This window comes from Microbacterium sp. MPR-TSA4 (assembly GCF_058792815.1).
Genome location: NZ_JBXAFF010000031.1, coordinates 1 through 25,805, shown reverse-complemented (window position 1 = coordinate 25,805; position 25,805 = coordinate 1). Strand labels below are relative to the sequence as shown.

Annotated in this window: 27 protein-coding genes, 1 pseudogene and 1 riboswitch; of the genes and pseudogenes, 7 read left to right on the top strand and 21 right to left on the bottom strand. The window is 72.7% G+C overall.

Annotated features, from left to right (window positions below):
* Positions 1-13: 13 nt before the first annotated feature.
* Both AC1Q49_RS12095 and AC1Q49_RS12090 read left to right on the top strand, forming a co-directional pair.
* The gene (locus AC1Q49_RS12095; protein ID WP_101305423.1) at positions 14-652 is read left to right on the top strand and encodes a LysE family translocator; all 639 of its coding nucleotides are present in this window, start codon (positions 14-16) and stop codon (positions 650-652) included.
* 22 nt (positions 653-674) lie between these two features.
* Entirely contained in the window at positions 675-1,532 is an 858-nt protein-coding gene (locus AC1Q49_RS12090) for a Cof-type HAD-IIB family hydrolase (RefSeq protein ID WP_060959292.1), read from the top strand.
* Between the two features lie 62 nt (positions 1,533-1,594).
* On the opposite strand, the gene AC1Q49_RS12085 is transcribed toward AC1Q49_RS12090, so the two are convergent.
* The 7 genes from AC1Q49_RS12085 to AC1Q49_RS12055 form a co-directional block, all read right to left on the bottom strand.
* Positions 1,595-2,422: an SDR family oxidoreductase gene (locus AC1Q49_RS12085; protein ID WP_060959291.1), complete on the bottom strand. Its 828-nt coding sequence runs from the start codon at positions 2,420-2,422 to the stop codon at positions 1,595-1,597.
* Positions 2,419-3,204, bottom strand: coding sequence for an enoyl-CoA hydratase/isomerase family protein (locus AC1Q49_RS12080; protein WP_101305422.1), 786 nt, complete (start codon positions 3,202-3,204; stop codon positions 2,419-2,421). Before AC1Q49_RS12080 ends, AC1Q49_RS12085 begins: the two co-directional genes overlap by 4 nt.
* Positions 3,201-3,962, bottom strand: coding sequence for an SDR family NAD(P)-dependent oxidoreductase (locus AC1Q49_RS12075; RefSeq protein ID WP_492492398.1), 762 nt, complete (start codon positions 3,960-3,962; stop codon positions 3,201-3,203). Before AC1Q49_RS12075 ends, AC1Q49_RS12080 begins: the two co-directional genes overlap by 4 nt.
* A gap of 96 nt (positions 3,963-4,058) precedes the next feature.
* Positions 4,059-4,556 (bottom strand): hypothetical protein, encoded by a 498-nt coding sequence (locus AC1Q49_RS12070; RefSeq protein ID WP_101305420.1) that lies wholly within the window; start codon positions 4,554-4,556, stop codon positions 4,059-4,061.
* Positions 4,557-4,760: 204 nt separating this feature from the next.
* The gene (gene glpK, locus AC1Q49_RS12065; protein WP_060959287.1) at positions 4,761-6,275 is read right to left on the bottom strand and encodes a glycerol kinase GlpK; all 1,515 of its coding nucleotides are present in this window, start codon (positions 6,273-6,275) and stop codon (positions 4,761-4,763) included.
* A 33-nt stretch (positions 6,276-6,308) separates the two neighbouring features.
* The gene (locus AC1Q49_RS12060) at positions 6,309-7,067 is read right to left on the bottom strand and encodes an MIP/aquaporin family protein (protein ID WP_060959286.1); all 759 of its coding nucleotides are present in this window, start codon (positions 7,065-7,067) and stop codon (positions 6,309-6,311) included.
* Positions 7,068-7,174: 107 nt separating this feature from the next.
* Positions 7,175-8,893 carry a glycerol-3-phosphate dehydrogenase/oxidase gene (locus tag AC1Q49_RS12055; RefSeq protein WP_060959285.1) on the bottom strand — a complete coding sequence of 573 codons (1,719 nt, stop codon included), beginning with the start codon at positions 8,891-8,893 and terminating at the stop codon, positions 7,175-7,177.
* Between the two features lie 155 nt (positions 8,894-9,048).
* Between AC1Q49_RS12055 and AC1Q49_RS12050 the strand changes: the two genes are divergently transcribed.
* Positions 9,049-10,035 (top strand): sugar-binding transcriptional regulator, encoded by a 987-nt coding sequence (locus tag AC1Q49_RS12050; protein ID WP_101305417.1) that lies wholly within the window; start codon positions 9,049-9,051, stop codon positions 10,033-10,035.
* A 15-nt stretch (positions 10,036-10,050) separates the two neighbouring features.
* Here AC1Q49_RS12050 and AC1Q49_RS12045 read toward each other — a convergent pair whose 3' ends face one another.
* The 3 genes from AC1Q49_RS12045 to AC1Q49_RS12035 all read right to left on the bottom strand — a co-directional run bounded on the left by AC1Q49_RS12045 (position 10,051) and on the right by AC1Q49_RS12035 (position 12,988).
* Entirely contained in the window at positions 10,051-10,836 is a 786-nt protein-coding gene (locus AC1Q49_RS12045; RefSeq protein WP_492492394.1) for an energy-coupling factor transporter transmembrane component T family protein, read from the bottom strand.
* Positions 10,833-12,242 carry an ABC transporter ATP-binding protein gene (locus tag AC1Q49_RS12040; protein ID WP_492492392.1) on the bottom strand — a complete coding sequence of 470 codons (1,410 nt, stop codon included), beginning with the start codon at positions 12,240-12,242 and terminating at the stop codon, positions 10,833-10,835. Before AC1Q49_RS12040 ends, AC1Q49_RS12045 begins: the two co-directional genes overlap by 4 nt.
* Positions 12,243-12,322: 80 nt before the next feature.
* Positions 12,323-12,988, bottom strand: a complete 666-nt coding sequence (locus AC1Q49_RS12035; RefSeq protein WP_060959282.1) for an ECF transporter S component — start codon at positions 12,986-12,988, stop codon at positions 12,323-12,325.
* Positions 12,982-13,091: riboswitch (TPP riboswitch) on the bottom strand. Its footprint overlaps the gene before it by 7 nt.
* 33 nt (positions 13,092-13,124) lie before the next feature.
* On the opposite strand from AC1Q49_RS12035, the gene AC1Q49_RS12030 reads away from it, so the two are divergent.
* Complete coding sequence (locus AC1Q49_RS12030; protein ID WP_492492390.1) at positions 13,125-14,531, top strand: D-alanyl-D-alanine carboxypeptidase; 1,407 nt, start codon at positions 13,125-13,127, stop codon at positions 14,529-14,531.
* 24 nt (positions 14,532-14,555) lie between these two features.
* On the opposite strand, the gene AC1Q49_RS12025 is transcribed toward AC1Q49_RS12030, so the two are convergent.
* From AC1Q49_RS12025 to AC1Q49_RS12005, 5 genes are read right to left on the bottom strand one after another with little or no spacing between them, the layout of a single operon-like run.
* Positions 14,556-16,151: an SLC13 family permease gene (locus tag AC1Q49_RS12025; protein ID WP_492492388.1), complete on the bottom strand. Its 1,596-nt coding sequence runs from the start codon at positions 16,149-16,151 to the stop codon at positions 14,556-14,558.
* A gap of 29 nt (positions 16,152-16,180) precedes the next feature.
* Positions 16,181-17,119 (bottom strand): DnaJ domain-containing protein, encoded by a 939-nt coding sequence (locus AC1Q49_RS12020; RefSeq protein ID WP_492492386.1) that lies wholly within the window; start codon positions 17,117-17,119, stop codon positions 16,181-16,183.
* Positions 17,120-17,127: 8 nt separating this feature from the next.
* Positions 17,128-17,664: a hypothetical protein gene (locus AC1Q49_RS12015; protein WP_060959280.1), complete on the bottom strand. Its 537-nt coding sequence runs from the start codon at positions 17,662-17,664 to the stop codon at positions 17,128-17,130.
* Entirely contained in the window at positions 17,661-18,479 is an 819-nt protein-coding gene (locus AC1Q49_RS12010; protein ID WP_101307137.1) for an LssY C-terminal domain-containing protein, read from the bottom strand. The genes AC1Q49_RS12015 and AC1Q49_RS12010 overlap by 4 nt, the downstream gene beginning before the upstream one ends.
* Complete coding sequence (locus AC1Q49_RS12005) at positions 18,476-19,543, bottom strand: enoyl-CoA hydratase/isomerase family protein (protein ID WP_492492383.1); 1,068 nt, start codon at positions 19,541-19,543, stop codon at positions 18,476-18,478. Before AC1Q49_RS12005 ends, AC1Q49_RS12010 begins: the two co-directional genes overlap by 4 nt.
* 144 nt (positions 19,544-19,687) lie before the next feature.
* On the opposite strand from AC1Q49_RS12005, the gene AC1Q49_RS12000 reads away from it, so the two are divergent.
* Positions 19,688-20,764 (top strand): ATP-binding cassette domain-containing protein, encoded by a 1,077-nt coding sequence (locus AC1Q49_RS12000; protein WP_492492381.1) that lies wholly within the window; start codon positions 19,688-19,690, stop codon positions 20,762-20,764.
* Entirely contained in the window at positions 20,761-21,585 is an 825-nt protein-coding gene (locus AC1Q49_RS11995) for an ABC transporter permease subunit (RefSeq protein WP_101305410.1), read from the top strand. The genes AC1Q49_RS12000 and AC1Q49_RS11995 overlap by 4 nt, the downstream gene beginning before the upstream one ends.
* Positions 21,586-21,591: 6 nt before the next feature.
* Here AC1Q49_RS11995 and AC1Q49_RS11990 read toward each other — a convergent pair whose 3' ends face one another.
* The gene (locus AC1Q49_RS11990; RefSeq protein ID WP_082808084.1) at positions 21,592-21,987 is read right to left on the bottom strand and encodes a hypothetical protein; all 396 of its coding nucleotides are present in this window, start codon (positions 21,985-21,987) and stop codon (positions 21,592-21,594) included.
* A 127-nt stretch (positions 21,988-22,114) separates the two neighbouring features.
* Between AC1Q49_RS11990 and AC1Q49_RS11985 the strand changes: the two genes are divergently transcribed.
* Positions 22,115-23,086: an acetylxylan esterase gene (locus AC1Q49_RS11985; RefSeq protein ID WP_205282104.1), complete on the top strand. Its 972-nt coding sequence runs from the start codon at positions 22,115-22,117 to the stop codon at positions 23,084-23,086.
* A 33-nt stretch (positions 23,087-23,119) separates the two neighbouring features.
* Here AC1Q49_RS11985 and AC1Q49_RS11980 read toward each other — a convergent pair whose 3' ends face one another.
* The 5 genes and pseudogenes from AC1Q49_RS11980 to AC1Q49_RS11960 form a co-directional block, all read right to left on the bottom strand.
* Positions 23,120-23,914: a uroporphyrinogen-III synthase gene (locus AC1Q49_RS11980; protein WP_060959275.1), complete on the bottom strand. Its 795-nt coding sequence runs from the start codon at positions 23,912-23,914 to the stop codon at positions 23,120-23,122.
* A gap of 232 nt (positions 23,915-24,146) precedes the next feature.
* Positions 24,147-24,419: a hypothetical protein gene (locus AC1Q49_RS11975; protein ID WP_492492378.1), complete on the bottom strand. Its 273-nt coding sequence runs from the start codon at positions 24,417-24,419 to the stop codon at positions 24,147-24,149.
* Positions 24,409-24,819: a phage holin family protein gene (locus AC1Q49_RS11970; protein ID WP_060959273.1), complete on the bottom strand. Its 411-nt coding sequence runs from the start codon at positions 24,817-24,819 to the stop codon at positions 24,409-24,411. Before AC1Q49_RS11970 ends, AC1Q49_RS11975 begins: the two co-directional genes overlap by 11 nt.
* A gap of 1 nt (position 24,820) precedes the next feature.
* Complete coding sequence (locus AC1Q49_RS11965; protein ID WP_060959272.1) at positions 24,821-25,216, bottom strand: hypothetical protein; 396 nt, start codon at positions 25,214-25,216, stop codon at positions 24,821-24,823.
* Positions 25,217-25,324: 108 nt separating this feature from the next.
* Positions 25,325-25,805: pseudogene (locus AC1Q49_RS11960) on the bottom strand (protoporphyrinogen/coproporphyrinogen oxidase); the annotation flags it as partial.

The window sequence follows — 25,805 nt, the reverse complement described above, 5'->3', positions numbered from 1 at the left end:
GTACACTGACGCCATGGTGCCGTTCGACAACCTCCTGGCGTTCACGCTGGCCGCCCTCGTCCTGATCCTCATCCCGGGCCCGGCGGTGCTCTTCTCCGTCGGTCGCACCCTCGCACTGGGACGCACCGGCGGGCTGCTGAGCGTCGCCGGGGTGAGCCTCGCGCTCATCCCGATCGTCGCGCTCGTCGCCGTCGGGGTGGGCGGTGTCGTGGCGCAGTCGGTGGTGCTGTTCACGGTGCTGAAGATCGCGGGCTCGCTGTACCTCGTGTACCTCGGCATCCAGGCCATCCGTCACCGCAAGGATGCCGCGAGCGCTCCCGATCCGACCCGGCTGCCCACCGGCCACGGCCGGCAGCTCTGGCAGGGCTTCGTCGTCGGCATCACCAACCCGAAGACCATCGCCTTCTTCGTCGCCGTCCTCCCGCAGTTCGTCGACCTGCACGCCGGATCGGTGCCGCTGCAGCTCATGGAGCTGGGCGTCGTGTTCGCCGTCCTCGCCCTCGTCTCCGACTCGATCTGGGTGCTCGCCGCCGCCGCGGCGCGCGCCTGGTTCGCCCGCTCGCCGAAGCGCATCGAGAGACTGACGGCGACGGGCGGTGGGCTCATGATCGGCCTGGGCGGCATCCTGCTGGTGACGGGCCCGAAGCACTGACGGATCCGGGGACAATGGAGGGGTGACTCCTCCCCCTTCGCGCCGCCGGATCGTCTTCATCGACATCGACGGGACCATCCTCGAACACGGGGCACGGATGTCCCCCTCCACGCCGGTCGCCATCGCGACCGCCCGCGCGAACGGCCACCTCGTCTACCTCTGCACGGGACGATCGGCCGGCGACATCAACCCCCGCGTCCGCGAGATCGAGGTGGACGGCGCCATCACCAACGGCGGAGCGTTCGCCGTGCGCGGCGACGAGCAGATCGTGGCCCACCTCATGCCCCGTCCGCTCGTGGACCGCATGGTCGCCTACTTCGAGGAGCAGGGCGCGCACTACTTCCTGCAGACCGATCGCAGCGTCTACGTGAGCCCCGGCGTGCTTGAGCACGCGCAGCGCTTCCTGCGCGCCCACCCGCCGGTCGACCCGCGCGGCGAGCACGCGGCGGAGACGGAGGATCTGGCCCTGCTGAACCACTACCGTCCGCTCGACGAGGTCGACCTCGACACGGTCGTGAAGGCGACGTTCCTCAGCACCGCGAGCGACACGCTGTCGCGCGCGGCCGAACAGCTCGGCGACGAGTTCCACGTCATCCCGGGATCGATCCCGCTGCCCGGGGGCTCGAACGGCGAGATCTGCCAGCAGGGCGTCAACAAGGGCGCGGCGATCCTCGAGGTGCTGGAGGTGCTCGGCATGGATGCCGCGGACGCGGTCGGCATCGGTGACAGCTGGAACGACGTCGAGATGTTCCAGGTCGTGGGCACCGCCGTCGCGATGGGCGGCGCCGACCCCGAGCTGCAGGCGATGGCCGATCTGGTCACCACCGGCGTGCTCGAGGACGGGGTCGGCAACGCGCTGGCCCGCCTCGGCCTGATCTGACCGGGGTCGCTCTCCCCCGGTCGAAACGCAGAGGAGCGCAGCGACGAGTCGAAACGCAGAGCTCAGAGGAAGATGTCGGGGAACAGCTCGTCGTCGGGCGTGCCCGGTGTCGCCGCGTAGCGGGAGAAGTCCGTCACCCCGGCCTCCCGCAGCACCTGCTCGACGATGAGCGTCTGACCGGTGCGCTCACGTGCCGGGCGGATCAGCACCTCGTACGCGGCGTCGGCGTAGACCTCGGGCGTGCGGCTGACCTTCATCATCCGGTCGCCGCCGAGCGCGAACTGCACGGCCGCCGTCGCGATCGTCGTCTCGGGCCACAGGGTGTTCGCCGCGATGCCGTCGCGCGCGAACTCCGCGGCGATCCCCAGCGTGGCCATCGTCATGCCGTACTTCGCCAGCGTGTAGCCGGTGTGGGCGCCCAGCCAGCGCGGCGTGATGTTCAGCGGCGGCGACAGCGACAGGATGTGCGGGTTCTCGGCATCCTTGAGGATCGGCACCGCCGCACGGCTGAGCATGAACGTGCCGCGGACGTTGACGTCCTGCATGAGGTCGTACTTCTTGGCGGCGAGCTCGATCGACCCCGACAGGTCGATGACCGACGCGTTGTTGACGACGATGTCGATGCCGCCGAACTCCCCCTGCGTCTTCAGGACGGCGGCCGTGATGTCGTCGTCGTTGCGCACGTCGCCGACGATCGGCAGCGCCCGACCGCCCGCGGCCTCGATCGCCTCGGCGGCCGAGTGGACCGTGCCCTCGAGCTTCGGATGCGGGGTGTCGGTCTTGGCCAGGAGGGCGATGTTCGCGCCGTCGCGGGCGGCGCGCAGCGCGATCGCGAGGCCGATGCCGCGGCTGCCGCCGGACATGAGGATGGTCTTGCCGGCCAGTGTCATGCGTGTCCCCTGTCGTGCGTGGTCTTGGCGGAGGCCGCGGCGAACGCGGCCACGCGCGCTGCGGCATCCGGGGTGTCGAAGCTCGCGCCGATGGTGCGCGCCTCATCGTCGAGGTTGTCGGCGAAGGGGCGGCGCGCGCCGGCGCGCACGAGCCGCTTGGCCTGTCCGAAGGCGGCGGTCGCGCCGTCGAGCCAGAGGCGCGCGATCTGCTCGGCGCGGGCGGCCGGGTCGTCCGCGACCTCGGTGACCAGCCCCCACTCCAGCGCCGTCGCGGCGTCGATGGTCAGGTCGTCGAGGAGCATCCGCAACGCGCGCGTCTGCCCGATCGCCGCCGGCAGCAGCGTCGAGACGCCGAGGTCGGGGGTGAGGCCGATGTTCGCGTACTTGCTGACGAAGCGGGCACGGTCGCCGGCGACGATGTAGTCGGCGGTCAGCATGAGCCCGAGCCCGCCGCCGGCGACGGCGCCCTGCACCGCCGCGACGATCGGGATCCCGGACTCGACGAAGGTGCGAATGCCGTCGTGGATCACGTGCGCCATCGCGGTGATGTCGGCGCCGCTCGAGCCGGAGGCGGCCATCTCGACGACATCGCCGCCCGCGCAGAACGCCGGGCCCGCGGCATCCAGGAGCACGGCGCCGACCGACGGGTCCGCCGTGATCTCGTGGGCGAGGTCGCGCCAGCGCGTGCCCATCTCGAAGCCCATCGCGTTCAGCGATGCGGGCCGGTTGAACGTGAGCCGCGCGAGCGCGCCGTCGCGGGTGTGGATGATCGAGGCGGTCATTTCGGCGCCATCCGGATCGCGCCGTCGAGGCGGATCGTCTCGCCGTTGAGGTAGCCGTTGCGGACGATCTCCGCGACGAGGCTCGCGTACTCGTCGGGCCGTCCGAGGCGGGCGGGGTACGGCACCTGCTGACCGAGGCTCTGCTGCGCCGCGTCGGGCAGGCCCGCGAGCATGGGCGTCTCCATGATGCCGGGGGCGATCGTGACGACGCGGATGCCGTGGCGCGCGAGCTCGCGGGCGATCGGCAGCGTCATGGCGTGCACACCGCCCTTGCTCGCGGAGTAGGCGGGCTGGCCGATCTGCCCGTCGAAGGCCGCCACCGAGGCGGTGTTGACGATGACGCCGCGATCGCCGCCGTCGGTGGGCTCCGTCGTCGCGATGGCGGCGGAGGCCTGCGCGATGACGTTGTAGGTGCCGATGAGGTTGACGCGCACGATGCGCTCGAAGTGGGCGAGGTCGCTCGGCGACCCGTCGCGCTCGAGCACCTTGGCCGGCGGGGCGATGCCGGCGCAGTTGACGACGACACGCAGCGGCCCCTGCGCGGCGGCCGTCTCGACGGCGGCGGCGATCTGCGTCGGGTCGGTGACGTCGGCCGCCACGAAGGTGCCGCCGAGTTCCGCGGCCCGCTCGGCGCCGGCAGAGGCGGCGAGATCGACGATCACGACGTGGGCGCCGGCGTCGGCGAGCCGTCGTGCCGTGGCGAGGCCGAGGCCGCTGGCCCCGCCGGTGACGAGCGCGGATGCGCCGGCGATGTCCATGGATTCTCCTTCGAAGTCCGGGCCGCTCCCGTCGCTCAGCAACGGGAGGTGCTACTGAGTGCCAGCATACGCGGTACCAGGTGTCAGCACGCTGTCTCAGTGCGCTCGGAGGATCTCCCCCAGCCGCGCCAACAGCTCGTCGGGACGGGCGAGCAGCACGCGTGCCTCCGGCGCGGCGACCAGGTGATCGACGAGGCGCCGGGCCACCGCGGCATCCCGCCGCCGATAGCCGGAGAGGTAGTGCGGCGTCGCTCGCCACTCCAGGACCGCCCCGTCGTCGGTGGTGACCCGGACGGGAAAAGTCGGCGTCTCGGCGATCTCTCCCGACGCGCCGCCGAAGATGCCCTCGATCAGCGGCACGAGGGTGTCGCCGAGCGCGGGATGCGGCCACCACGTCATCGGCACCTCGGCGACGACCGCCCGCACCTGCGCCCAGGGCACGAAGCCGGCGGGCGCGTCGCCGAGCGCGGGCTGCAGGCCGTCGGCGCGCAAGCGGACATGGCGGGCCGCGGCATCCCCGAGGGCGACAGCCGGCCCGTCGGCGTCGTCGAGAGCGGTGAGCACGCCGACACGGCGGGCGACAGAGGTGGGCACAGCCCATCTCACCACGGACGCCGCGGCGGGCGCGAGAGGCAGGATGGATGCCGTGCCGAGCGCCTGCGGTTCTCCCGCGACCTCGGGAACGCGACCTGACCGCCCCGTACGCGCCGATACGCGAAATCGGGGCCGCATGCGGTGGTGGAGCCTCACGAGAGGCGACCGCATACGACCCCGATCGGGCTATCGCGCTGAGCGAGATCAGTTCACGTCGGCGTCCACCCAGTCCATCGACTTCGTGACGGCCTTCTTCCACAGTCGCAGCTGGCGCTCGCGCTCGGCGACGTCGTCGTTCGGCGTCCAGCGCTTGTCCTCCTGCCAGTTCGCCCGCAGCTCGTCGAGGTCGTTCCAGAACCCCACGGCGAGCCCGGCGGCGTACGCGGCGCCCAGCGCGGTCGTCTCGGCGACGACGGGACGCACGACCGGGACGCCCAGGATGTCCGCCTGGAACTGCATGAGCGTGTCGTTGGCGATCATGCCGCCGTCGACCTTGAGCTCCGTGAGGTCGACGCCGGAGTCGGCGTTGACGGCATCCAGCACCTCGCGCGTCTGGAAGGCGGTCGCCTCCAGGGCGGCGCGGGCGATGTGGTTGCGGTTCGCGAAGCGGGTGAGGCCGACGATGGCGCCACGGGCGTCGGGACGCCAGTAGGGCGCGAACAGGCCCGAGAAGGCGGGCACGAAGTACACGCCGCCGTTGTCCTCCACCTTCGCGGCGAGCTCCTCCACCTCGGGCGCGGACGAGATGATGCCCAGCTGGTCGCGCAGCCACTGGATCAGCGAGCCGGTGACGGCGATCGATCCCTCGAGGGCGTAGTGGGCCGGCTCGTCGCCCAGCTTGTAGCCGACGGTGGTGAGCAGGCCGTTCTCCGACTTCACGATCTCGGTCCCCGTCTGGAAGATGAGGAAGTTGCCCGTGCCGTAGGTGTTCTTGCTCTCGCCCGCGTCGAAGGCCGCCTGGCCGAACGTCGCCGCCTGCTGGTCGCCGAGGATGCCGGCGACGGGGGTCTCCCGCAGCAGCGACGTGTCGCGCGCCTCGCCGTAGACCTCGCTGGAGGAGCGGATCTCCGGCATCATCGAGCGCGGCACCCCGAAGTCGGCCAGGATGTCGTCGCGCCACGCGAGCGTCTTCAGGTCCATGAACAGCGTCCGGGAGGCGTTGGTCACATCCGTCGCGTGCACGCCGCCGTCGGGACCGCCGGTGAGGTTCCACAGCACCCAGGTGTCGGTCGTGCCGAAGATGAGGTCGCCCGCCTCGGCCTTCTCGCGCGCCCCCTCGACGTTCTCGAGGATCCAGACGATCTTGGTGCCCGAGAAGTAGGTCGCCAGCGGCAGCCCGACGATGTCCTTGTACCGGTCGACGCCGGCGTCGCCGGCGATCCGGTCGACGATCGGCTGGGTGCGCGTGTCCTGCCACACGATCGCGTTGTAGACGGGGATGCCGGTGTTCTTGTCCCACACGACGGCGGTCTCGCGCTGGTTGGTGATGCCCACCGCGGCGATGTCGTGACGCGTCAGGTTGGCGCGGCCGAGGGCGATGCCGATGACCTCGCGCATGTTGTCGCGGATCTCGATCGGGTCGTGCTCGACCCAGCCGGCGCGCGGCATGATCTGCTCGTGCTCCTTCTGGCCGACGGAGACGATCGAGCCCTTCTTGTCGAACACGATGGCGCGGCTGGAGGTCGTGCCCTGGTCGAGGGCGATGATGTACTCACTCATGAGGTGACGTCCTTGTCTGGGTGTGGATGGGGATCAGGCGTGGGCGAGGTGGAGCAGGACCGGAGCGGCGAGCGCGGCAAGCGTACCGCCGACGAGCGGACCGACGACGGGGACCCACGCGTAGGACCAGTCGCTGGAGCCCTTGCCCTTGATCGGCAGCACCGCGTGCGCGATGCGGGGGCCGAGGTCGCGGGCGGGGTTGATGGCGTACCCGGTGGGGCCGCCGAGGGAGGCGCCGATGCCGACCACGAGGAGCGCGACGGGCACGGCGGTCAGCGGGCCGAGGGCGCCGGGGACGCCGATCTGGACGTCGCCGTAGTCGGCGAACGCGAAGATGACGAACACGAGGACGAAGGTGCCGATGATCTCGGTGATGAGGTTCCAGCCGTAGGAGCGGATCGCGGGGCCGGTGGAGAACACGCCGAGCTTGGTCGCCGCGTCGGGCTCCTCGTCGAAGTGCTGGCGGTAGGCGAGCCAGCACAGCACCGCGCCGATGAACGCGCCGACCAGCTGGGCGGCGATGGCGACGAAGAACTGCGCGACGCCGATCTTCCCCCCGATCAGCAGGGCGATGGAGACGGCGGGGTTCAGCTGCGCGCCGGAGTAGGACGAGACGAGGACACCGGCGAAGACCGCCAGACCCCAGCCCCAGTTGATCATCAGGGTGCCGCCGCCGAATCCCTTGGATTTTGCGAGGATGACGTTGGCGACCACGCCACCGCCGAGCAGGAGCAGCATCGCCGTCCCGACGAGCTCTGACACGAAGTAGAGCCCGAGATTGATGTCGTGCATGTCAGCATTGACCTTTCTGCATGGATGCCGCGGGCGACGTCGCCGCGCGAGGGATGGCCTGATCGGTTGCCGGCGTCAGGCCGCGCCGGGGCTGGGCGGTCGGATCCTCACCGACCCGAGGGGGCGAGGTGGGACGTGCGGACGTCGATGCGATGGCGCTCCTGCAGCACGCGGGCCGCCTCGTCGACCTGCGCCCGCACGGCCTCGCCGTCCCAGCCGAGGGCCGGGGCGGCCGCCTCCGCGACCTCGGTGAGGGTCTCCACGCCCACCCCGCCGACGAAGGCGATGTGGGTGCGGCGCAGCAGGAGGTCGATGAGGCTCACGACCTCTTCGCGGCCGGCGAGGAAGGCGATCTCCTCGGCGGAGTACCCGGGTGCGTGCTCGAGGGGGCGTTGCGCGACCGGGAGCGTGCCGAGCACCTCGGAGGCGTACGTGCCGTAGCGCTCCAGCATCCGGTCGGCGAAGGCGCTCGTGTGCGCTCCGCGGTGCGCGTCGAGCCAGCGCGCCCGATCCGCCTCGGTGCGCGGGTAGCCCGCTCCCCCGCCGATCGGCAGGTCGAGCGTCGAGATGCGGCGCGTGCGGCCGAGGGCCGTCATCACGTCGTCGGACAGATGCTCGGCGAGGGCCCGGAACGTGGTCCACTTGCCGCCGACGAGGCTGAGCACCGGCACGGCGCCGAGACGCGCCCGCTCGATGCGGTAGTCGCGCGAGACGAAGCCCGGCGCGACGTCGTCGTGGCGGGGCAGGGGACGGATGCCGGAGAAGGTGTACACGATCTGCGACCGGTCCACCGCGATCCGGGGGAACACCTGGCCGATGAGGTCGAAGAAGTACTCGATCTCCTCGTCGGTGCAGACGGTGGGCTGGGCGGGGTCCGCATCGATGTCGGTCGTGCCGACCATGACGCGGCCCTTGAGCGGGTAGATCAGCACGATGCGGCCGTCGGCGGCCTCGAAGAAGATCTCGTTGCCGCGCGTGGCTTCCAGCAGCGCCGGGTTGTCGAGCACGATGTGCGAGCCCTTCGTCCCGCCCATGAAGCGGGTGGGGGCGCCCAGCGCGCTGTTGGTGATGTCGGTCCAGGGTCCGCTGGTGTTGACGATGACGTCGGCCGTGAACGGGAACTCGTCGCCGGTGAGGGCGTCGCGGATGATCACCGCCGAGCCGTCCGCGCCGACGACGGGGGCATAGTTCGCCGCCCGTGCCGATTCCTCGCGGGTGCCGTCGCGCAGCACGTCGAGCGCGAGCCGCTCGGGGTCGTGCATCGAGGCGTCGTAGTAGGTCGCGGTGTAGCGGAAGCGGTCGTCGAGGTCGGGGAAGAGCTCGCGGGAGCGCCGGCGTCCGTGGAAGCGGTGACGCGGCACCGCGCCCCCGTCGCGGGAGAAGGTGTCGTACATCACCAGGCCGAGCTTGATCAGCAGCGCCCCGCGCTCGCGCGGCTTGCCGCGGCCGTGGGTGACGAGCAGCCGGAAGGGCGCCGTCAGGATGCCGGAGATCGTGCGGTGGATCGGGATGGTGGTGGGAAGCGGACGCACGAAGTGCGGGGCGTTGCGCACGAGACGGTTGCGCTCGGTGACCGACTCGCGCACGAGGCGGAACTCGCCGTTCTCCAGGTAGCGCACCCCGCCGTGCACCATGTGGCTGGAGGCGGACGATGCGCCGCTGACGTAGTCGTCGCGTTCGACGAGCGCGACGTCGACGCCCTGGAGGGCGAGGTCGCGGAACGTCGCGATGCCGTTGATCCCGCCCCCGATGATGAGGACCTCGGCGTGGGGGCGCTCTCGCAGCGCCTGGATGTTCGGACGGGTGGTCGCCATCGACTCGGTCATCGCTCTTCCTTCCGCGGCTTCGCGTGGTCTCGCCGCGTGTTTTTCACGGTGGTCGCGATCTACACTGAGACCTGGGTGAACGAACGCGCAACGCACGTGAACATACGTGCACCGCGAGGCGTGCTGTGCACGGATGTGCACGACGAGGAGGACACGTGACCGGCGAGATCGATCCCGAGGCGCGGGCGCGCGACGCCCTCCACGCGGCGCAGCTCTACTACGTGCAGGACCGGACGATGGAGCAGATCGCCGCGGAGATGAAGCTGTCGCGATCGTCGGTGTCGCGCCTGCTCGCGCACGCGCGCGAGATCGGGCTCGTGGAGATCACGGTGCACTCGCCCCAGGAGGCCAACAGCGTGGTCGCCCGCCGCCTCGGCGAGCGCTTCGGCATCTCCGTCCACGTCGTCAGCACCCCGCCCCGCTCGACCGACGCCGAGCGCCTCGAGCGCACGGCGCGCACCGCGGCGCACGTGCTGTCGACCACCCTCGACCCGCAGACGAGCATCGGCATCGCCTGGGGCGCCACCGTCTCGGCGATCGCCCGCCACCTCCCCACCAAGCGGCTGCAGGAGTCCCAGATCGTGCAGATGAACGGCGCGGCCAACGAGTCGACGTCGGGCATCAGCTACTCCGGCGCCATCCTGGAGCGGTTCGGCCAGGCGTTCGGCAGCGACGTGCAGCAGTTCTCGGTGCCGGCGCTGTTCGACGACCCCCACACCAAGCAGCTGCTCTGGCGGGAGCGCGCGATCCGTCGCGTCGTCGAGGCGCAGGCGCGGGTGCAGGTGTTCGTCTTCGGCCTCGGCTCACCGCAGGCCGACGTGCCCTCGCACGTCTATGCGGGCGGGTACCTCACGGGCGAGGATCTGCGGATGCTCCTGCGCGACGGGGTGGTCGGCGACTGCGCGACGGTCTTCTACCGGCTGGACGGATCGACGTCGGGGATCGAGCTCAACGACCGCTCGAGCGGTCCCGGCTTCGACGTGATCCGCCGCATCCCGCGCCGCCTGTGCGCCGTGTCGAGCCTGTCGAAGCTCGATGCGCTGCGCGGGGCGCTCGCGGCGGGCCTGATCACGGAGCTCGTCGTGGAGGAGGCGCTCGCCCGCCGCATCGTGGAGCTGCCGCACACCGCGGGCCGCGGCTGACTCCGCGGCGACGGGCTAGAGGCTGAAGACGAAGACCCAGGTCCCCGCGAGCACGGCCGCGGTGACGGATGCCGCGGCGATCGCCACGGCGATCAGCAGCAGGACGGCGTCGGCTCCCGACATCCGCGACGGGCGCGCCCACGTGCGGGCCGTGTCGGCGCCGAACCCGCGGGCCTCCATGGCCGTCGCGAGCTTGGTGCCGCGGCGCACGGCGAGGACGAACAGGGCGAAGGCCTGGCTCAGGAAGCGGCGGATGCGGCCGTCGTCGGCGACGCCGCGGGCGCGACGGGCCATCGACAGCTCCCGCCAGTCGTCGATCAGGAGGCCGACCATCCGCAGGCCCGCGAGCGCCCCCAGCACGAACCGCGGCGGCAGGCGCACGATCTGGGCGAGCCCGTCGGCGAGGTCGGTCGGATCGGTCGTGGCGAACAGCACGACGCTCGGCACCGCGATCGCGAGGACGCGCAGCAGGATCGCCAGCGACAGCGCGATCGAGCCGTCGCTGATGCGCACGAGCCCCCACTCGAGGTACACCTGACCCGACACGCGGCCGTACAGCACGGTCGCCGCCGCGCCGATGGCCGCCGCCGCGGCGATCGGCCACAGCCGCAGCAGCAGCTGCCGCGCCCGCAACCGCGCCAGCGGCAGCAGCGCGACGGTCGCCGCGAGGGTGACGCCCGCCGAGACCGGGTCGATCGACAGCAGCAGCGTCATGGTCACCACGAGGGTCGCGGCGAGCTTGGTCACCGGGTTGATGCGCCCCAGGGGACTGCGCGCCACGTCGAGCGAGAACAGGCTCATGCGCCGCTCCCGAGGCGGGCGACGGTCAGGGTCTCGTCGGCGAGCGCGGACACGAGCGCGGGGTCGTGGGAGACGAACGCGATCGCCGAGCCGGCCGCCCTCAGCTCGTCGACGAGATCGGCGAGCTCGCGCCACGTGCGGGCGTCCTGTCCGTAGGTGGGCTCGTCCAGCAGCAGCACGCGGGGTCTGCTCGCGAGGGTCGCGGCCACCGTGAGCCGCCGCTTCTCGCCGCCGGAGAGCGTGAACGGGTTGACCTCGGCGAGACGGGTCAGCCGCAGCCGTTCGAGCAGCGGCTCCACGCGCGCGGCGACCTCGGACGCGGAGAGCCCGAGGGCGCGGGGGCCCACCGCCAGCTCGTCGCGCACACGCGTGGTCAGCAGCTGATGCTCGGGCTCCTGGAACACCGTGCCGATGCGGGTCAGCAGATCGCGGGCGCGCCAGCGCACGGGCGCGTCGCCGCGCCCCGTGCCGGCCGCGAGCGAGGCGCTCGCGCGCACGGTCCCGGATGCCGGGGGCACGAGCCCCGCGAGGGTCATCGCGAACGTCGACTTCCCGGCCCCGTTCGCCCCGGTGATCGCCAGGGCCCGCCCGGCCCGCAGCCGGGCGTCGATGCCGGCCGCGACGATCCGCGGCATCCGCTCGCCGAACGGGCGCCGGCCCACCGCGACGGCGTCGGCGCTCAGCAGGACCTCCCCCGTGCCCGTGCGCGGCCGGGGGTCGATCACGACGGGGACGTCCGGTACCCAGACGCCCGCCTCGGTCAGGGCCGCGCCGTGCGCGCCGAAGACGCGCTCGGCGCTCCCGTCCGCGAGCACCCCGCCGTCGGATCCGAGCACCACGACGCGGTCGATGTGCTCGGCCCACAGCGCGACGCGGTGCTCCACGACGACGAGCGTGGCGCCCGTCCGCGACGCCGCCTCGACGACCGCGTCGCGCACGGCGACGGCCCCGGCCGGGTCGAGGTTCGCCGTCGGCTCGTCCAGCAGCAGCAGTCCGGGCCGCATCGCGAGGGCGCCGGCGAGCGCGAGCCGCTGCTTCTGCCCGCCGGAGAGGGCGGCGGTCGGGTGGTCGCGCGGCACGTCGAGGCCGACGGCGCGGAGGGCCTCGTCGACCCGCCGCCAGATCTCGTCGGCGGGGACGCCGAGGTTCTCGCACGCGAAGGCGACGTCGTCGCCCACCCGGGCGAGCACGACCTGCGCATCGGGATCCTGGAGCACCAGGCCCGCCCGTCCGCGCACCGCGGCGGGCGCGTGGCCGTCGATCAGGAGCGCACCGGCATCCTCACCGTCCTCCGCATCGCCCAGCACGCCGGCCAGCCCGCGCAGCAGCGTCGACTTGCCCGAGCCGCTCGCGCCGAGGAGCAGGACGTGCTGGCCCGGCTCGATGTCGAGGTCGAGCTCCGACACGGCCCAGCGCCGACGGCCGGCGTGACGCCAGCCCCACCCTCGTGCACTGACCGCCGCGGGCGCCGCGAGCGAGGCCGGGCTCACGCCGCGTCGGGCGCGTCCGCGATGCGTGCCTCTCGACCCGCCGCGAACCGGTCCAGCGCGCCCGTGGCGGCCAGGGCACGGGCGATGAGCCACGACACCAGACCCGCGACGAGGATGCCGGAGACGACGGCGGCACCGAAGTAGATCGCTCGCGGCCCGAACTCGTAGGCGGCGATCGAGGAGAAGTTGGTGTCGAGGAGGGCCACGGCGAGGCCGGCGAGGGCGCCCGAGGTGAGCGCCGCGATCAGGCGATAGTTCGCGTACGCGAACAGCGCGAAGCCGAGCTCGGCGCCGATGCCCTGCACGACGCCCCAGACCAGCGTGAGGAAGCCCCACTGCGTGCCGACGGCCATCGACACCACCGCGGCGACGACCTCGGTGTACAGCGCGGCGCCGGGCTTGCGGATGATGAGACCACCGAGCACACCGGCGAACAGCCACCCGCCGGACAGCAGCCCCTCCAGCCCCGGTGCGAACGCGAGGATGCTGCTCAGCGGCGTCCACGCCTGGCCCCACAGCCAGAAGACGACACCGGCGGCCACACCGATGACGCTGGCGACGACGATGTCGACGACGCGCCAGCGCAGGCGGCCGGTGCGCGCGGCGGAACGGGATGCCGCAGCATCCGACGAGACGGTGGACGGGGACGCAGACGCGTGCATGTTTCTCTCCTCCCTGCGCCGGCATGATCCGGATCAGGTTCGACGGTCGAAGCGTGGATCGCTTCCTCTCAGCCCGGCTCACCGGACTCCCGTGGTTGTGCGCTCGAGTATAGCGGCGACCGGGTACGTTGGGCGGGTGACCTCGGACGACGCGCCCCCGCCGTCGCGACGCGCGCTGCGCGAGTCCACCGCACCGACCGACATCGTCATCGTGCGGGGCCGCGAGGGACGTCAGGCGCTCGGCTGGCTCGACGACACGGCCGTGACGGGGACGCTCGCCGTCGCGAACACCGCGCCCGCCCCCGACCTGCTCACGAGACGGCCGCGCCGATCGCCCCTGCGGGCGGGGGTGGTCGCGCCGATCCTCACCACCATCGCCGTCGCGGGCGCGTACGCCGCGGCGACCCTGCTCTGGCCGCTCTGGGCCGTCACGCCGACGGTGCGCGCGATCGAGCCGGACGGTCCCGCCTCGCCGGCGACCGCCGTGGCGTGGCCGACGGAGGGGGCCGGCGCCGTCGGGGTCGGGGGCATCGACGCGGTGGCCGCCTCCAGCGATGCGGCGGTCTCGATGGCGAGCATCTCGAAGCTCGTGACGGTGCTGATGATCCTGGACGAGATGCCGCTGAACGTCGGGGAGCAGGGGCGGGAGTTCGCGTTCACCTCGCGCGACCGCTCCACCTACTACGACTATCTGGCCAACGACGAGTCCGCCCTCGACGTGCCCGTCGGCGGCTCGCTCACGGAGTATCAGATGCTCCAGGGCATCCTCATCGGCTCGGCCGGCAACTACACGGATCGCCTCGCCGGCACGATCTGGCCGACCGACGAGGTCTTCTCGGCCGCCGCGCGCGCGTGGCTCGACCGCCACGGGCTGCCCGGGATCACCCTGGCCGAGCCCACCGGGATCGATCCCGCGAACGCCGCCGATCCGGCCGCGCTCATCGCGCTCGCGCGGATCGCGCTGGCCCACCCGGTCGTGGCGGAGATCGTCCGCACCCGGACGGTCGAGCTTCCCGGGGCCGGCGAGGTCACCAACACCAACGACCTGCTCGCCGACCCGGCCGTGGTCGGTCTCAAGACCGGCAGCCTGGCGGGGTTCTACAACCTGCTGGCGGCGAAGGACGTCACCGTCGGCGCGGTGACCGTGCGCGTCTACGCGACCGCGCTCGGCCAGTCGTCCGACGAGGCCCGCGACCAGGAGACGGCGCGCCTGCTGGCCGACGTGGCCGCCGAGGTCGCCGTGCCGCGCACCCTGCCGGCCGGCACCCTCGCGGGCGTCGTGTCGACCGCGTGGGGGGCGACGGCGAACATCGTGACGGATGCCGACGCGGCGGTGATCCTGTGGAACGGCGCGGCATCCACCGTGACGACGGACCTCGATCTGGGCGCGGCGCGCACCGTCGACGCGGCCGTCGGCGAGGTGCGGGTGACGGGACCGCTGGACGCGGCGACCGTCGGCGTGCACCTCACCGCCGACATCCCCGATCCGGACGCGTGGTGGCGTCTGACCCACCCGCTGCAGCTGTGGGGTCTGGCCGACTGACCCGCGGGCCTCGACGCGGCGGCGCTAGAACGGCCAGACCAGCGGCACGTACACCACGGCGACGAGGAGGTACACCGCCATCAGCGGCAGGCCGAGCTTGCCGTAGTCGCCGAACCGGTAGCCGCCCGGCTGCATCACCATCAGGTTGGCCGGAGTCGCCACGGGCGTGAGGAACGCGGCGGCGCCGGCCACCGTCAGCGCCATCATGAACGGCTGCACGCTCGCGCCGAGCGTCTGGGCGATGGCGACCGCGATCGGGAGCACGACGAGCACCGTGGCGACGTTCGAGATGAACTGACCCAGCACCATCGTCAGCACGCACAGCACCAGCAGGGCGAGCTGCGGCGAGCCCGAGCCGATGACGCCCAGCACGGCGTCGGCGACGATGTCCGCCGCCCCCGTCGTGATGAACGCCGACGACAGCGGGATCATCCCCGCGATGAGGATGACGGTCGTCCACGAGATCGCGCGGTAGGTCTGCGGCACCGTCAGCACCCGCAGCAGCACGAGGGCTCCCGCCGCGAGCAGTCCGGCGACCACCGCCGGCACGAGCCCCGTCGCGAGGAGCACGACCATCGCGCCGAGGACGCCGATCGCGCGCTTGGCGCCGCGGCCGAGCGGCACGACGCGCTGCAGATCCTGGGGCGGGGTCACCGCGATCACGTCCGGCGACTGGGCGTAGCGGGTCAGCGCGGCCCAGGGTCCCTGCACGAGCAGGGCGTCGCCGGCCTGGAGCACGAGCGCGCCGGCCACTCCCGTGCCCCGGGACGCGTTGGGGCCCTCGTCGTCGCCGCGGCGGACGGCGAGGATCACGAGGTCCTCACCGCGGGTCGTCATGCCCGCCGACACCGTACGTCCGATCAGTCGCGATCGCGGCGCGACCAGCACTTCGGCGACGCCCTCGCGTGCGCTGAACAGCAACCCGGTGTCGAGGTCGACGTCGTAGCTCGCGCGGAGCGCCTGCGCGTGCTCCCGCGGGTCCGGCGCCACCTCGCCCAGCCGCTCCGCCGTCCGCTCCGGCAACAGCCGGCCGCCGCCGAGCGCGACGACCGCGACGGTCAGCAGGACGAGCGGAATGCCGGCGAGCGCGAACTCGAAGAAGCCGAACTCCCGACCGCCGGCGGCGGCCGCCGCCTCGCTGACGACGATGTTGACGGGCGTTCCGGTGAGGGTCAGCAGCGACCCCGCGCTCGCGGCGAACGCGAGCGGGATCAGCAGCTTGGAGGGGACGATGCCGGCGCGCACCGCGACGACCACCACGACCGGCAGCAGCGCCGCGACGGCGCCGTTGATCGAGATGAAGGCGGTCAGCACCGCCGCCAGCAGGCCGATGATCGCCGTCAGCCGTCCGCGTCCACGGCCCGCGCGCGTGACGACCTGCTGTCCCAGCCAGGCCGTGACACCCGTGGCATCCAGTGCTTCGCTCACCACGAACAGCGACGCGATGAACAGCACGGTGGGATCGCCGAAGCCCGCGAACGCCTCGCCCAGCGTCAGCACCCCGGTCGCCCACAGCGCCAGGGCGACCCCCAGCGACACGAGGGCGAGCGGCACGCGACCGCTGACGAAGGCCACGACCGCGAGAGCGAGGATCAGGAAGGTCCAGGCGGCGGGGTCCATGCCCTCACCCTAGACGCGACGCCGCGGCCTCAGACGAACCGCACCGTCTGCTGCAGGCGGGTGCGGACGTCGAACAGCTCGTTTCCGCCGATGTCGCGTGCGCCGGTGAGGCCGCGCCGCAGCACGGTCGACAGCGCCGAGCGGGCCACGACCGCCACGGGCAGTCCGCACACCTTGCCGATCTCCTCGATCGCGGTGACGACGTCGTCGTCGGGGAGCACCACGATCGCGCCGCTGAACCGCACGCGGGCCGCGCGGGCGAGCGCCCGCGCCCCCGCCACGAGGTCGGCGATCGGCGCGCCCACGCCGTCGCCGATCAGCTCGCCGCGGCGCAGACGCACGGGACCCCCGAAGTCCTCGCTGAGCAGGGCGTAGAGGCCGCTGGGGCCGAGGACGATGTGGTCCAGCTTCAGCGACGGGTCGCGGGGGTCGGCGGCGACGTCGTGCCAGACCGTGTAGCCCATTCCGAGCTCGCCGACGATGCGCGCGGTCGCCTCCTCGGCGAGGGCGTCGGCGAGGAGGCGTTTGAGTTCGCGGGGCGCCGCCCGCACGAGTGCCGGGTCGTAGGGGTCGGCGAGGGCCGTGCCCCGCCCCGCCCACTCCCGGATCAGGTCGAGGTAGCGCTCGCGGCGCCAGCCGCCGGGCTGTCCGAACGAGCGGGCCCGCGGCCTCGTGTCGGCCGGGCGGGCCGGCGGCCGCCACCCGCCGTCCGCCGCGGCGTCGGGGCCGTAGGCGGCGGCCTCGACTCCGCCGAAGCCGTGCCCGCGGTCGTACGCCGCCCGCGCCTCGGCGCTGCCGACGAGCTCCCACGCCCGCTGCACCTGGACGAACTGCGCCGCGTCGCCGCCCGTGTCGGGGTGGGTCTGGCGCAGCCGCAGCCGGTACGCACGACGCAGCTCGTCGTCGGCCACGTCCGGCGCGACGCCGAGCACCTCGTAGGCGGACGCGGAGAGCGGACTGTCGAACACGGGATCCCTCAGCGCTTCTCGTTGCGACGTGCGTAGGCGGCGGCGCTGCGGCTGGACAGGGCGAGCAGAACCAGGATGTCCAGCGCGAGGGCGGGCAGCGTCGAGAAGAGCGTGATCTCCTGGTCGCGCACCCACCAGCTCGCGAAGGCGGCCGAGATGGAGAGGGTGGCGACGGTCATGACCGCGACGCGGGCGAGGTTGCTCCCGCGGTAGAGCAGCAGCACGCACGCGAGCTGGATCGCCGCCCCGATCGCGAACACCGCGAGCACGAGCAGGAGCGAGGCGTCGAGCACGTCGGGCGTCACCTCGATCCCGTCCAGATCGAGCTCCAGCTCGCCCGCGTAGGCACGCCAGTGCACGGCCAGATCGATCATCGACACGATCCCCACCAGGGCGCTCAGCAGCACGAGCCCCGCCCCCGCGACGGTGGTCGCCGGCCGCCGCATGCCGGGGTCGTGGGCGACGGGCTGGAGCAGTCGGGTGACGGGCTCGTACGAGGGGCGCTTCTCGTGGCGCTGCCGACGGCCGCCCTCCGCCGCGCTCATGCCGTCACCGCCCGCACGTCGACGACGGGCAGGTCGCCGTCGGTGCGGATGCTGTCGCCGCCGCCGTTGCGGGCGTGATAGCCCGTCGAGAAGTCGGCGATGAGGTCGACGTGCACGGCCGGCTCCCCCGCGCGCAGGGTGGCGACGATGTGGTCGCGCTCGACGTCGGTGTCGGCGTCGATGCGGTGCGTCACCTGCAGCGTGAACAGCGAGAGCCCGACGGAAGTGTCGAAGGTGCCGGCCGCGAGCCAGTCGACGCGGCGCCCGCCGGGCAGCAGCCATCCGTCGGGACACTTCCAGAAGCGCACGTGGTGACGCTGGGCGGGGTTGCCGTCGACCTCCTGCTGATAGGCGAAGTCCTGCTGGCGGCCGAACAGGAAGAGAGGGCTGACCGGGGCCTCGTGGTAGCTGCGGCGCGCGAGCGTGGAGGTGACGATGCGCCACGACGACCGCAGCGTCACGGGGTCGGCCTTCGTCCAGCCCGCCGCGCGCATCGCCTGCTCGATCTGCTCACCGTCGCCGAGGAAGGCGAGGTTGACGGGGTCGCCGAGCAGACCGTCGCTCGTGCGGGCGCGGCCGATGAAGTAGTCGGGGACGTAGACGGTCGTCAGGATGCGGTGCAGGCGCGGGAGGACCAGGTAGGCGAGCAGCACCCAGAAGAGGATGAATCCGACGATGCCCCACCACCCGATCGTGAGGCTCTCGGTGAAGCCGAGGTAGGCCAGCCAGATCGCGGCCAGTCCCGCGAAGACGAAGAAGAACTGGTCGATCGCGACCCCGATCGACCAGCGTCGCTGCGCACGGCTGCGGCTCACGGGACCGCCCACAGGGGCGCGGGCGGCTGCCAGGCCAGGGCGCGCGCGGCGAGCTCGTCGTCGACGTCGGCGAGCGCGGCGGGGTGCCACCGCGGATCGCGGTCCTTGTCGACCAGCTGCGCCCGGATGCCCTCCGGAAGATCCGGCTGGGTCTGCGCGAACCAGAGGACGAGCCCGTACTCCTGCGCGAGGGCCGCCCGGAGGTCGGGGAGCGTCCGCGCCGCGCGGACGGCGGCGAGGGTCACCGTCAGCGCCGTCGGCGACGACGCCTCGAGCAGGTCGGCGGTCGCCCCCGCCTCGGGCTCGGGGCGGCGGCGCAGCCGCTCGATGATCTCCGCCACGCGGGGCGCGGAGAACGCCTCGTCGATCCACCCGCGTGCCGCCTCGAGCCGCGACGGCCCGGGGGTCTCGTCGAACAGCAGCACGATCTCGGCCGGCGTGCCCGGATCGGCGCGGTCGGCGAGCGCGGCGCGCAGATCGCCGATCCGCTCGCTCGGCACGAGCGCGTCGGCGAAGCCGGCGTAGAGGGCGTCGGCGGCATCCATCGCCTCGCCCGTCAGCGCGAGGTACTCGCCGAGGCGACCCGGCGCGCGGGCGAGGAGCCACGACCCGCCGACGTCGGGGGTGAAGCCGATGCGCGTCTCGGGCATGGCCAGCCGCGACCTCTCCGTCACGACGCGCACGGCGGCATGCCCGGCCAGTCCGATGCCGCCGCCCATCGTGACGCCGTCCGCGACGACGACGATCGGCTTGCGGTACTCCGCGATGCGGGCGTTGAGCGCGTACTCGGCCCGGAAGAAGTCCGCCGTGGCCGCGACCGCCCCGGCCAGGATCTGCTCGCGCAGGCCGCGCACGTCGCCGCCCGCACAGAGCCCGCGCTCGCCGGCCCCGTCGAGCAGGACGAGATCGATGTCGGCGTCGTCCTGCCAGCGGTCCAGCGCGGCGGAGAGCGCCTGGATCATGCCGAGATCGAGCGCGTTGATGGCGCGCGGCCGGTTGAGGGTCACGTGTCCCACCCCGCGGTCGGTGCGGACCAGCACGGTGGGTTCGGCGGCGTCACTCACGCTGGCAACGTTACCCGCGCGGTCGGCGTCGCGCCTCCGCGGGCGTCGGGGCGCGCATCGGGCAGGATGGAAGAGGCACGTGACTGCGCGTGCCTCCAGGAGAGGACGACGATGCCCGAAGGACACCTCCTCGAGTTCCGTGACGTGACGAAGATATTCGGGGCGATCCGCGCGGTCGACTCCTTCTCGGCGCGTGTCGAGCCCGGACGCGTCACCGGTTTCCTCGGACCGAACGGCGCCGGCAAGACGACGTCGCTGCGGATCCTGCTCGGCCTGGTCCGCGCCACCTCGGGCAGCGCCACCATCGGCGGCACCCGCTACGCGGAGCTGCGTCACCCGCTGCAGACGGTCGGCGCCGCCCTGGAGGCGTCGAGCTTCCACCCCGGCCGCAGTGCCGCCGGGCATCTGACGGTGTCGGCGCAGGCGGCGGGCATCCCCGCCTCGCGCGTGGACGAGGTGCTGGGTCTCGTGGGTCTCGCCGACGCGGCCGGACGCAAGGTCGGCGGCTTCTCGCTCGGCATGCGCCAGCGACTCGGCCTCGCCGCCACGCTGCTGGGCGACCCGGGGGTGCTGGTGCTGGACGAGCCCGCCAACGGCCTCGACCCCGAGGGCATCAAGTGGCTCCGCGGCTTCCTCGCCCAGCTCGCCGCCGAGGGCCGCACCGTGCTGGTCTCCTCGCACATGCTCGCCGAGGTGCAGCAGACGGTGACGGCGCTGCTGATCATCTCCCACGGGCGCCTGGTCTACGAGGGCGACGTCGCGGGCCTGACCGACCCCGACGACGTGGCGACGGTGATCGATGCGCCCGACCGCGCCGCGCTCGCGGGCGCCCTGGATGCCGCGGGCATCGCGTACGCGCCGCTGCGGACCGGCTTCACGGTGCGCGGCCGCGAGCCCGTCGAGCTCGGGGCCGTCGCGGCCGCCGCCGGGGTCGCCCTGTCGGCGCTGCACCGCCGCGGACCTGCACTGGAAGAGGTGTTCCTCGATCTCGTCAACGGCACGCGCGTGCACGCCCCGCGACCGGACGTCGCGGCGGTATCCACGCCGGCGTCCGCTCCGGTGTCCGCTCCTCCCGTCGCCGCCGCCCCTGCTGCCGACGCCGAGTCGTGGGAGGAGCCGGCCGTCGACGACACGGAGTACGTGCACGCCGTCGAGGACGATCCGATCGAGGGGGACGTCTCCGACGATCCGGGCCACGACGAGGAAGGGGCGCACCGATGAGCATCGTGAACGCGACGCGGTCGGAGATGACGAAGCAGTTCACCACCGCGATGTGGTGGATCCTCGCCGCCGTCCTGCTCGCCTACGTCGGCGTGACCGCCGGTGGGCTCGCCGCCACCTTCGGTGCGCTCGCGACGGGCGCGCTCGACACGAGCGCCACGAACACGCCCGCCCTTCCCGCGGACGTCGTCCCGCCGCTCGTGTACAGCCTGGCCACCTCGGTCGGGTACGTCTTCCCGCTGCTGATCGGCACCCTGCTGGTCACCAACGAGTTCCGCCACAAGACCCTCACCCCCACCTTCCTCGCCACGCCGCGGCGCGGCGTCGCGCTCGGCGGCAAGGTGATCGCGGGCGTGCTCATGGGGCTGCTGTACGCCGTGGTGGCCCTCCTGGCGGCCGTCGGCATCGGCGCGGGGGCGCTCGCGCTCGTCGGCGTCGACACCCGCCTCGGGGAGGGGGAGACCTGGGCGATGATCGCGCGGATGGTCGTGGCGTTCGTCCTCTGGGCGCTGATCGGGATCGGCGTGGGCACGCTGGTGCGCAACCAGGTCGCCGCCGTCGTCGGGGTGCTGGCGTTCACGCAGTTCGTCGAGCCGATCCTGCGGACGGTGGCGGGCTTCGTCGACGGCCTCTCGTCCGTCACGACCGCCCTGCCGGGAGCCGCCTCCGACGCGCTGGTCGGCGCGAGCATCTACACGAGCATCGGCGGCGCCGCCGGCTCGACGCTGACCTGGTGGGGCGGCGGACTGATCCTGCTGGCCTACGCCGTCGTCCTGCTCGGGCTCGGGTATCTCGTCAGCTGGCGGCGCGACGTCGCCTGAGCCGTCTCAGGCGCGGTCGGCGATCTCGGCGACGTCGACCGGGGCGTCGTCGCCGTCCAGGCGCAACGCCTGCACGAGGGCGAGGCCGTGGCGCGTGGTCAGCACGAGTCGCTCGAACTCGGCATCCGGCGCCAGGTCGACGACGACGGCGGGCCGGCGCCGGCGGACCACGACGAAGTCGCACCCGCTCGCCGAACGCCAGGTGCCCATGGCGACCGTCCCGCGCACGAGGGTGCCGGGGGCGGGCACGCCGCGCAGCCAGGTCCAGGCGTCGTCGGTCAGCTGCACCCTCAGGATGTGCGAACGGTCGACGCGGACGCTCTCCGATCGCCGTGACAGAGCGCGTTCGACGCCCGACAGCACGACCTCGAGCTGCGTCGCGTCCAGCAGCAGGGTCACCATGCCATCAGTCTGCCAGCGCCGCCATGTGCGGATGCTCACAGCACGGCAACGATCCGGTCTCGCCAGGCGATATCGTGAGGATTCGGCGGAGCAGACGCCCCGTCCGACCGCCAGCACGGAGCCCGCTATGCCACGATTCGACCTCGATCCCGACGCCCTCGAGACCTACCGCCCCGACGTGCGCGAGCCCGCGGACTTCGACGACTTCTGGTCGCGGACGCTCGCCGGCGCCCGGGCCGCGGGCGGCGAGGTGACGCTGGAGCCGGTCGAGACGGTGCTGACGACCATCGACGTGTTCGATGTGACCTTCCCCGGTTACGGAGGCGAGCCGGTCAAGGCCTGGCTGCGCGTTCCTCGCGGCGAGGCCGGGCCGCTGCCCACGGTCATCGAGTTCAACGGCTACGGCGGCGGCCGGGGGCTTCCGACGGAGCGGCTGGGCTGGGCCTCGTCCGGCTACGCGCACCTGTTCATGGACACCCGCGGCCAGGGCTCGACGTGGGGCTCCCCCGGTGCGACGCCCGATCCGCACGGCACGGGCCCGTCGACGAACGGGTTCATGACCCGCGGCATCGAGTCACCCGACGACTACTACTACCGTCGCGTCTTCACCGACGCCGTGCGCCTCATCGATGCCGCGCGCACGCTGACGATCGTCGACGCCGACCGCATCGCGGTGACGGGCGGAAGCCAGGGCGGCGGCATCACGCTCGCCGCCGCGGGCCTGAGCGACGGCCTCCTCGCCGTCATGCCCGACGTGCCCTTCCTCTGCCACTTCGAGCGCGCGATCGGCATGACCGACCGCGAGCCGTACCACGAGGTCGTGCGCTACCTCTCGGTGCACCGCGGCGCGAGCGCCGGCGTGTTCGAGACCCTCTCCTACTTCGACGGTGTCAACTTCGCGCGGCGCGTGAGCGCGCCGTCGCTGTTCTCGGTCGGGCTGCTCGATCCCGTCTGCCCGCCGTCGACCGTCTACGCGGCCTTCAACCACGTCGACCGCGACGACAAGCAGATGCGGGTCTACGACTTCAACGAGCACGAGGGCGGACAGGCGTTCCAGTGGGACGAGCAGGCGCTCTTCCTCGCGAGGCTCCTCGGCTGACGACCGGCATCCGGGCGCCTCACGCCCGCACGCTCAGAGGTGGAACTCGTCGTTGGCGTGCGGCAGGGGGAAGCTGGAAACGGCCGCGATGAGGCCGTCGACGGTCTGCTCGCGAGCGACGGCGCTGACGCCCAGCCCGACCTTGCGGGCATCCTTCGCGGTGCGCGGGCCGATCGCGGCGATGACCGTCGTGTCGGGGATCTCGGGGAACTGCAGCCGCACCTGCTCGGCCACCGAGCCGCTGCTGACGAGGATCGCGTTGATGCGGCCGTTCGCGACGTCGTGGGCGATGCGCTCTGTGACCGGCACGCCGACCGTGCGGTAGGCGACGACGCTGCGCACGTCGTGACCGGCCTCGGTGAGCCTGCGCGTCAAGACGGGCTTGGCGATCTCGCTGCGCAGGGTGAGGATGTGCCGCGGCTCGGGCTCGAGATCGATGAGCTGACCGGCCATCCCGGCGGCGGAGTTGTCATCGTCGGGCACCAGGTCGACGCGGTACCCGACCGCGCTGAGTGCGGCCGCCGTGGTCTCGCCGACCGCGGCCACGCGCGTGGTCGCCGGGATGACGGCGCGGTACGCGTACAGGACGTCGACCGTCGTCGCGCTCGTGAGGGTGACCCAGTCGAACGCGCCGGCGGCGAGGTCGGCGAGGGCCGTCTCGAGGGTGGCCTGGTCGGTCGACGGGGCGAAGTTGATGAGGGGGGCGATCACCGGCACGGCACCCTGGGAACGCAACGTCGCGGCCACGGAGTCGCCCCACGGTCCACCGCGGGGCACGAGCACTCGCCACCCCTTAAGGGGCTTGGCGGCGTGCGGGTCAGGGATCATGCTCGACTCTCGTGATGCTCAGTCGGGACACACGGTTTCGCGCGTCCGGCAACGACGGGGCGTGCACGCGCGAACGCCAAGGCTGCGCGGCTCGGGTCGTCGTTGCCGGCAGCTTGCGCACCATTGCCGCTGCCTGAGACACGAGCATACCCCGGGGCGCGGGACGCGCGGACACGGGTTGACAGCGCCTCGCCGACACGCAATATCGCGCGCGTGCGGGCGCCGCGCGGGGTCAGCGGGTGTAGGCGCGGACGATGCCCCATACCGTGAGCCCCACCAGCGCGGCGGCTCCCAGCACGGCGGCGGTCGCCGGAGCGGGCTTGCGGCGGGCGAACCGGCGGGCGTGGCCGACCGCGCGGTCGGCGGCGTTCGCGACCCGCTTCGGGACGTTCGCCTTCTCCTCGATCGCGGCGAGGGCGGCCTTGAGCTCGGCGCGGGCGCTCTCCACCGGGTCGGTGATCCCGAGGGCGACCGCGGTGCGCGGAATGGGCTGGTCAGAACTCATCGGCCACGTCCTTCACGATGCGCGCGTCGACCTTCACGGCGTCGACGGGGTTGGTCGAGCGGCTCAGATGCTTGAACCGCAGGAGTCCGAGCCAGGCGAACACGGCCGCTCCCACGAGGGCGATCACCACGACGATGAGGCTCGCGAGCCACGCGGGCATCCACGACGACAGCCCGATGATGGCGAACGCGGCCAGTGCCGGCAGCGACCAGAAGAGGAAGAAGAGCGCGACGATGAACCAGACGCCGCCCATGCCGGCATCCTTGCCCGCCTTCTTCGCCCAGTTCTTCGCCGAGTCGACCTCGGCGACGACGAGGTTGCGGACGAGCTCGGGGACCTCGCCGACGAGTGTCAGCAGGCTGTCGTCGGAGCGATCGCGGAACCCTCGGGATGCGGCCATCTCAGTCGCCCGCCACCTTCTTGGCCTCGCTCTTCGCGTCGGCGACGGCCTTGTCGGCTGCCTTCTTGACCTCGGCCGCCGTCTTCTCCGCCCCGCGGGCGACGTCGTCGGCCGACGCGCGCCCCGCCTTCAGCGCGGAATCGAGCTTCTGTCCGGGGGTCGAGCCCTTGCCGGCCGCGCGGGTGACCTTGACGGCCCCGTCCCACAACGCGCTCGGCAAGGCGAGCGCGGCGCTCTTTCCGAGCTCCTTCGCCTTGACGACCTGCTTCTGCACCGGCGGGGTGTTCCAGAGCTTGAGAGACGCCGCCTTGATCTGCTCGTAGCGCTCACGCCCGGCGCGGGAGCCGAGCACGTAGCCTGCGGCGAGTCCCACGACGATCCCGATCTTGCCCCTCATGGCGTCTCCTCGTGTTCGAGCCCGTGGTGCTTCGTTCCTCCAGGGTAGCCCCATATTCCGATTCCGGCATCCGATCGGTGCGGGGCTGTCCCGCGGGGGCGCGCTGTGCTAGGGCCGGCCCCACAGAACATCGTGGCGGACGCGCTCGACCTCGTCGATCGTGTCGGCGACGACGCTCGAGATGCCGCCTCCGGCCAGGTCCTCCCCGACCGCGACGATGCGCCCGAGCGGCGCGATGCGGGCGCGTTGGGCGGCCGCACGCTCGGCGTGACCGAGAGTCGACGACGGCGGTGCGAGGAACGCGGTGCGCTGCGCACTCGCCCGGATCGCGCCGATGCCCGGCCACAGCCGCGTGAGGTCGCGCGCCGCGAGAGCCAAGGGGTCATCGCCGCCCTGGTCGGGATCGACGGTGACGCGGAAGACGCGCCGCGTGGGGCCGGACGCGGCACGCACGCTCGACCAGGCGGCGCCGGCGTCGATGACGGATGCCGCGGCCATCGCGCCCGGCACCGGGTACACGGTCGCCGGGCCGGCGGCGCTGGTGCCGGCATCCATCACGAGGGTGACGACCTCGCGGGCGGGGCGGGCG

Excerpts from the sequence above, each read along its gene's own strand:
- AC1Q49_RS12095 (WP_101305423.1), top strand. The coding sequence starts at position 14 with ATGGTGCCGTTCGACAACCTCCTGGCGTTCACGCTGGCCGCCCTCGTC.
- AC1Q49_RS12085 (WP_060959291.1), bottom strand. The coding sequence starts at position 2,422 with ATGACACTGGCCGGCAAGACCATCCTCATGTCCGGCGGCAGCCGCGGC.
- AC1Q49_RS12080 (WP_101305422.1), bottom strand. The coding sequence starts at position 3,204 with ATGACCGCCTCGATCATCCACACCCGCGACGGCGCGCTCGCGCGGCTC.
- AC1Q49_RS12075 (WP_492492398.1), bottom strand. The coding sequence starts at position 3,962 with ATGGACATCGCCGGCGCATCCGCGCTCGTCACCGGCGGGGCCAGCGGC.
- glpK (WP_060959287.1), bottom strand. The coding sequence starts at position 6,275 with ATGAGTGAGTACATCATCGCCCTCGACCAGGGCACGACCTCCAGCCGC.
- AC1Q49_RS12060 (WP_060959286.1), bottom strand. The coding sequence starts at position 7,067 with ATGCACGACATCAATCTCGGGCTCTACTTCGTGTCAGAGCTCGTCGGG.
- AC1Q49_RS12055 (WP_060959285.1), bottom strand. The coding sequence starts at position 8,893 with ATGACCGAGTCGATGGCGACCACCCGTCCGAACATCCAGGCGCTGCGA.
- AC1Q49_RS12045 (WP_492492394.1), bottom strand. The coding sequence starts at position 10,836 with ATGAGCCTGTTCTCGCTCGACGTGGCGCGCAGTCCCCTGGGGCGCATC.
- AC1Q49_RS12035 (WP_060959282.1), bottom strand. The coding sequence starts at position 12,988 with ATGCACGCGTCTGCGTCCCCGTCCACCGTCTCGTCGGATGCTGCGGCA.
- AC1Q49_RS12025 (WP_492492388.1), bottom strand. The coding sequence starts at position 16,151 with ATGGACCCCGCCGCCTGGACCTTCCTGATCCTCGCTCTCGCGGTCGTG.
- AC1Q49_RS12015 (WP_060959280.1), bottom strand. The coding sequence starts at position 17,664 with ATGAGCGCGGCGGAGGGCGGCCGTCGGCAGCGCCACGAGAAGCGCCCC.
- AC1Q49_RS11995 (WP_101305410.1), top strand. The coding sequence starts at position 20,761 with ATGAGCATCGTGAACGCGACGCGGTCGGAGATGACGAAGCAGTTCACC.
- AC1Q49_RS11990 (WP_082808084.1), bottom strand. The coding sequence starts at position 21,987 with ATGGTGACCCTGCTGCTGGACGCGACGCAGCTCGAGGTCGTGCTGTCG.
- AC1Q49_RS11985 (WP_205282104.1), top strand. The coding sequence starts at position 22,115 with ATGCCACGATTCGACCTCGATCCCGACGCCCTCGAGACCTACCGCCCC.
- AC1Q49_RS11980 (WP_060959275.1), bottom strand. The coding sequence starts at position 23,914 with ATGATCCCTGACCCGCACGCCGCCAAGCCCCTTAAGGGGTGGCGAGTG.
- AC1Q49_RS11975 (WP_492492378.1), bottom strand. The coding sequence starts at position 24,419 with ATGAGTTCTGACCAGCCCATTCCGCGCACCGCGGTCGCCCTCGGGATC.
- AC1Q49_RS11970 (WP_060959273.1), bottom strand. The coding sequence starts at position 24,819 with ATGGCCGCATCCCGAGGGTTCCGCGATCGCTCCGACGACAGCCTGCTG.
- AC1Q49_RS11965 (WP_060959272.1), bottom strand. The coding sequence starts at position 25,216 with ATGAGGGGCAAGATCGGGATCGTCGTGGGACTCGCCGCAGGCTACGTG.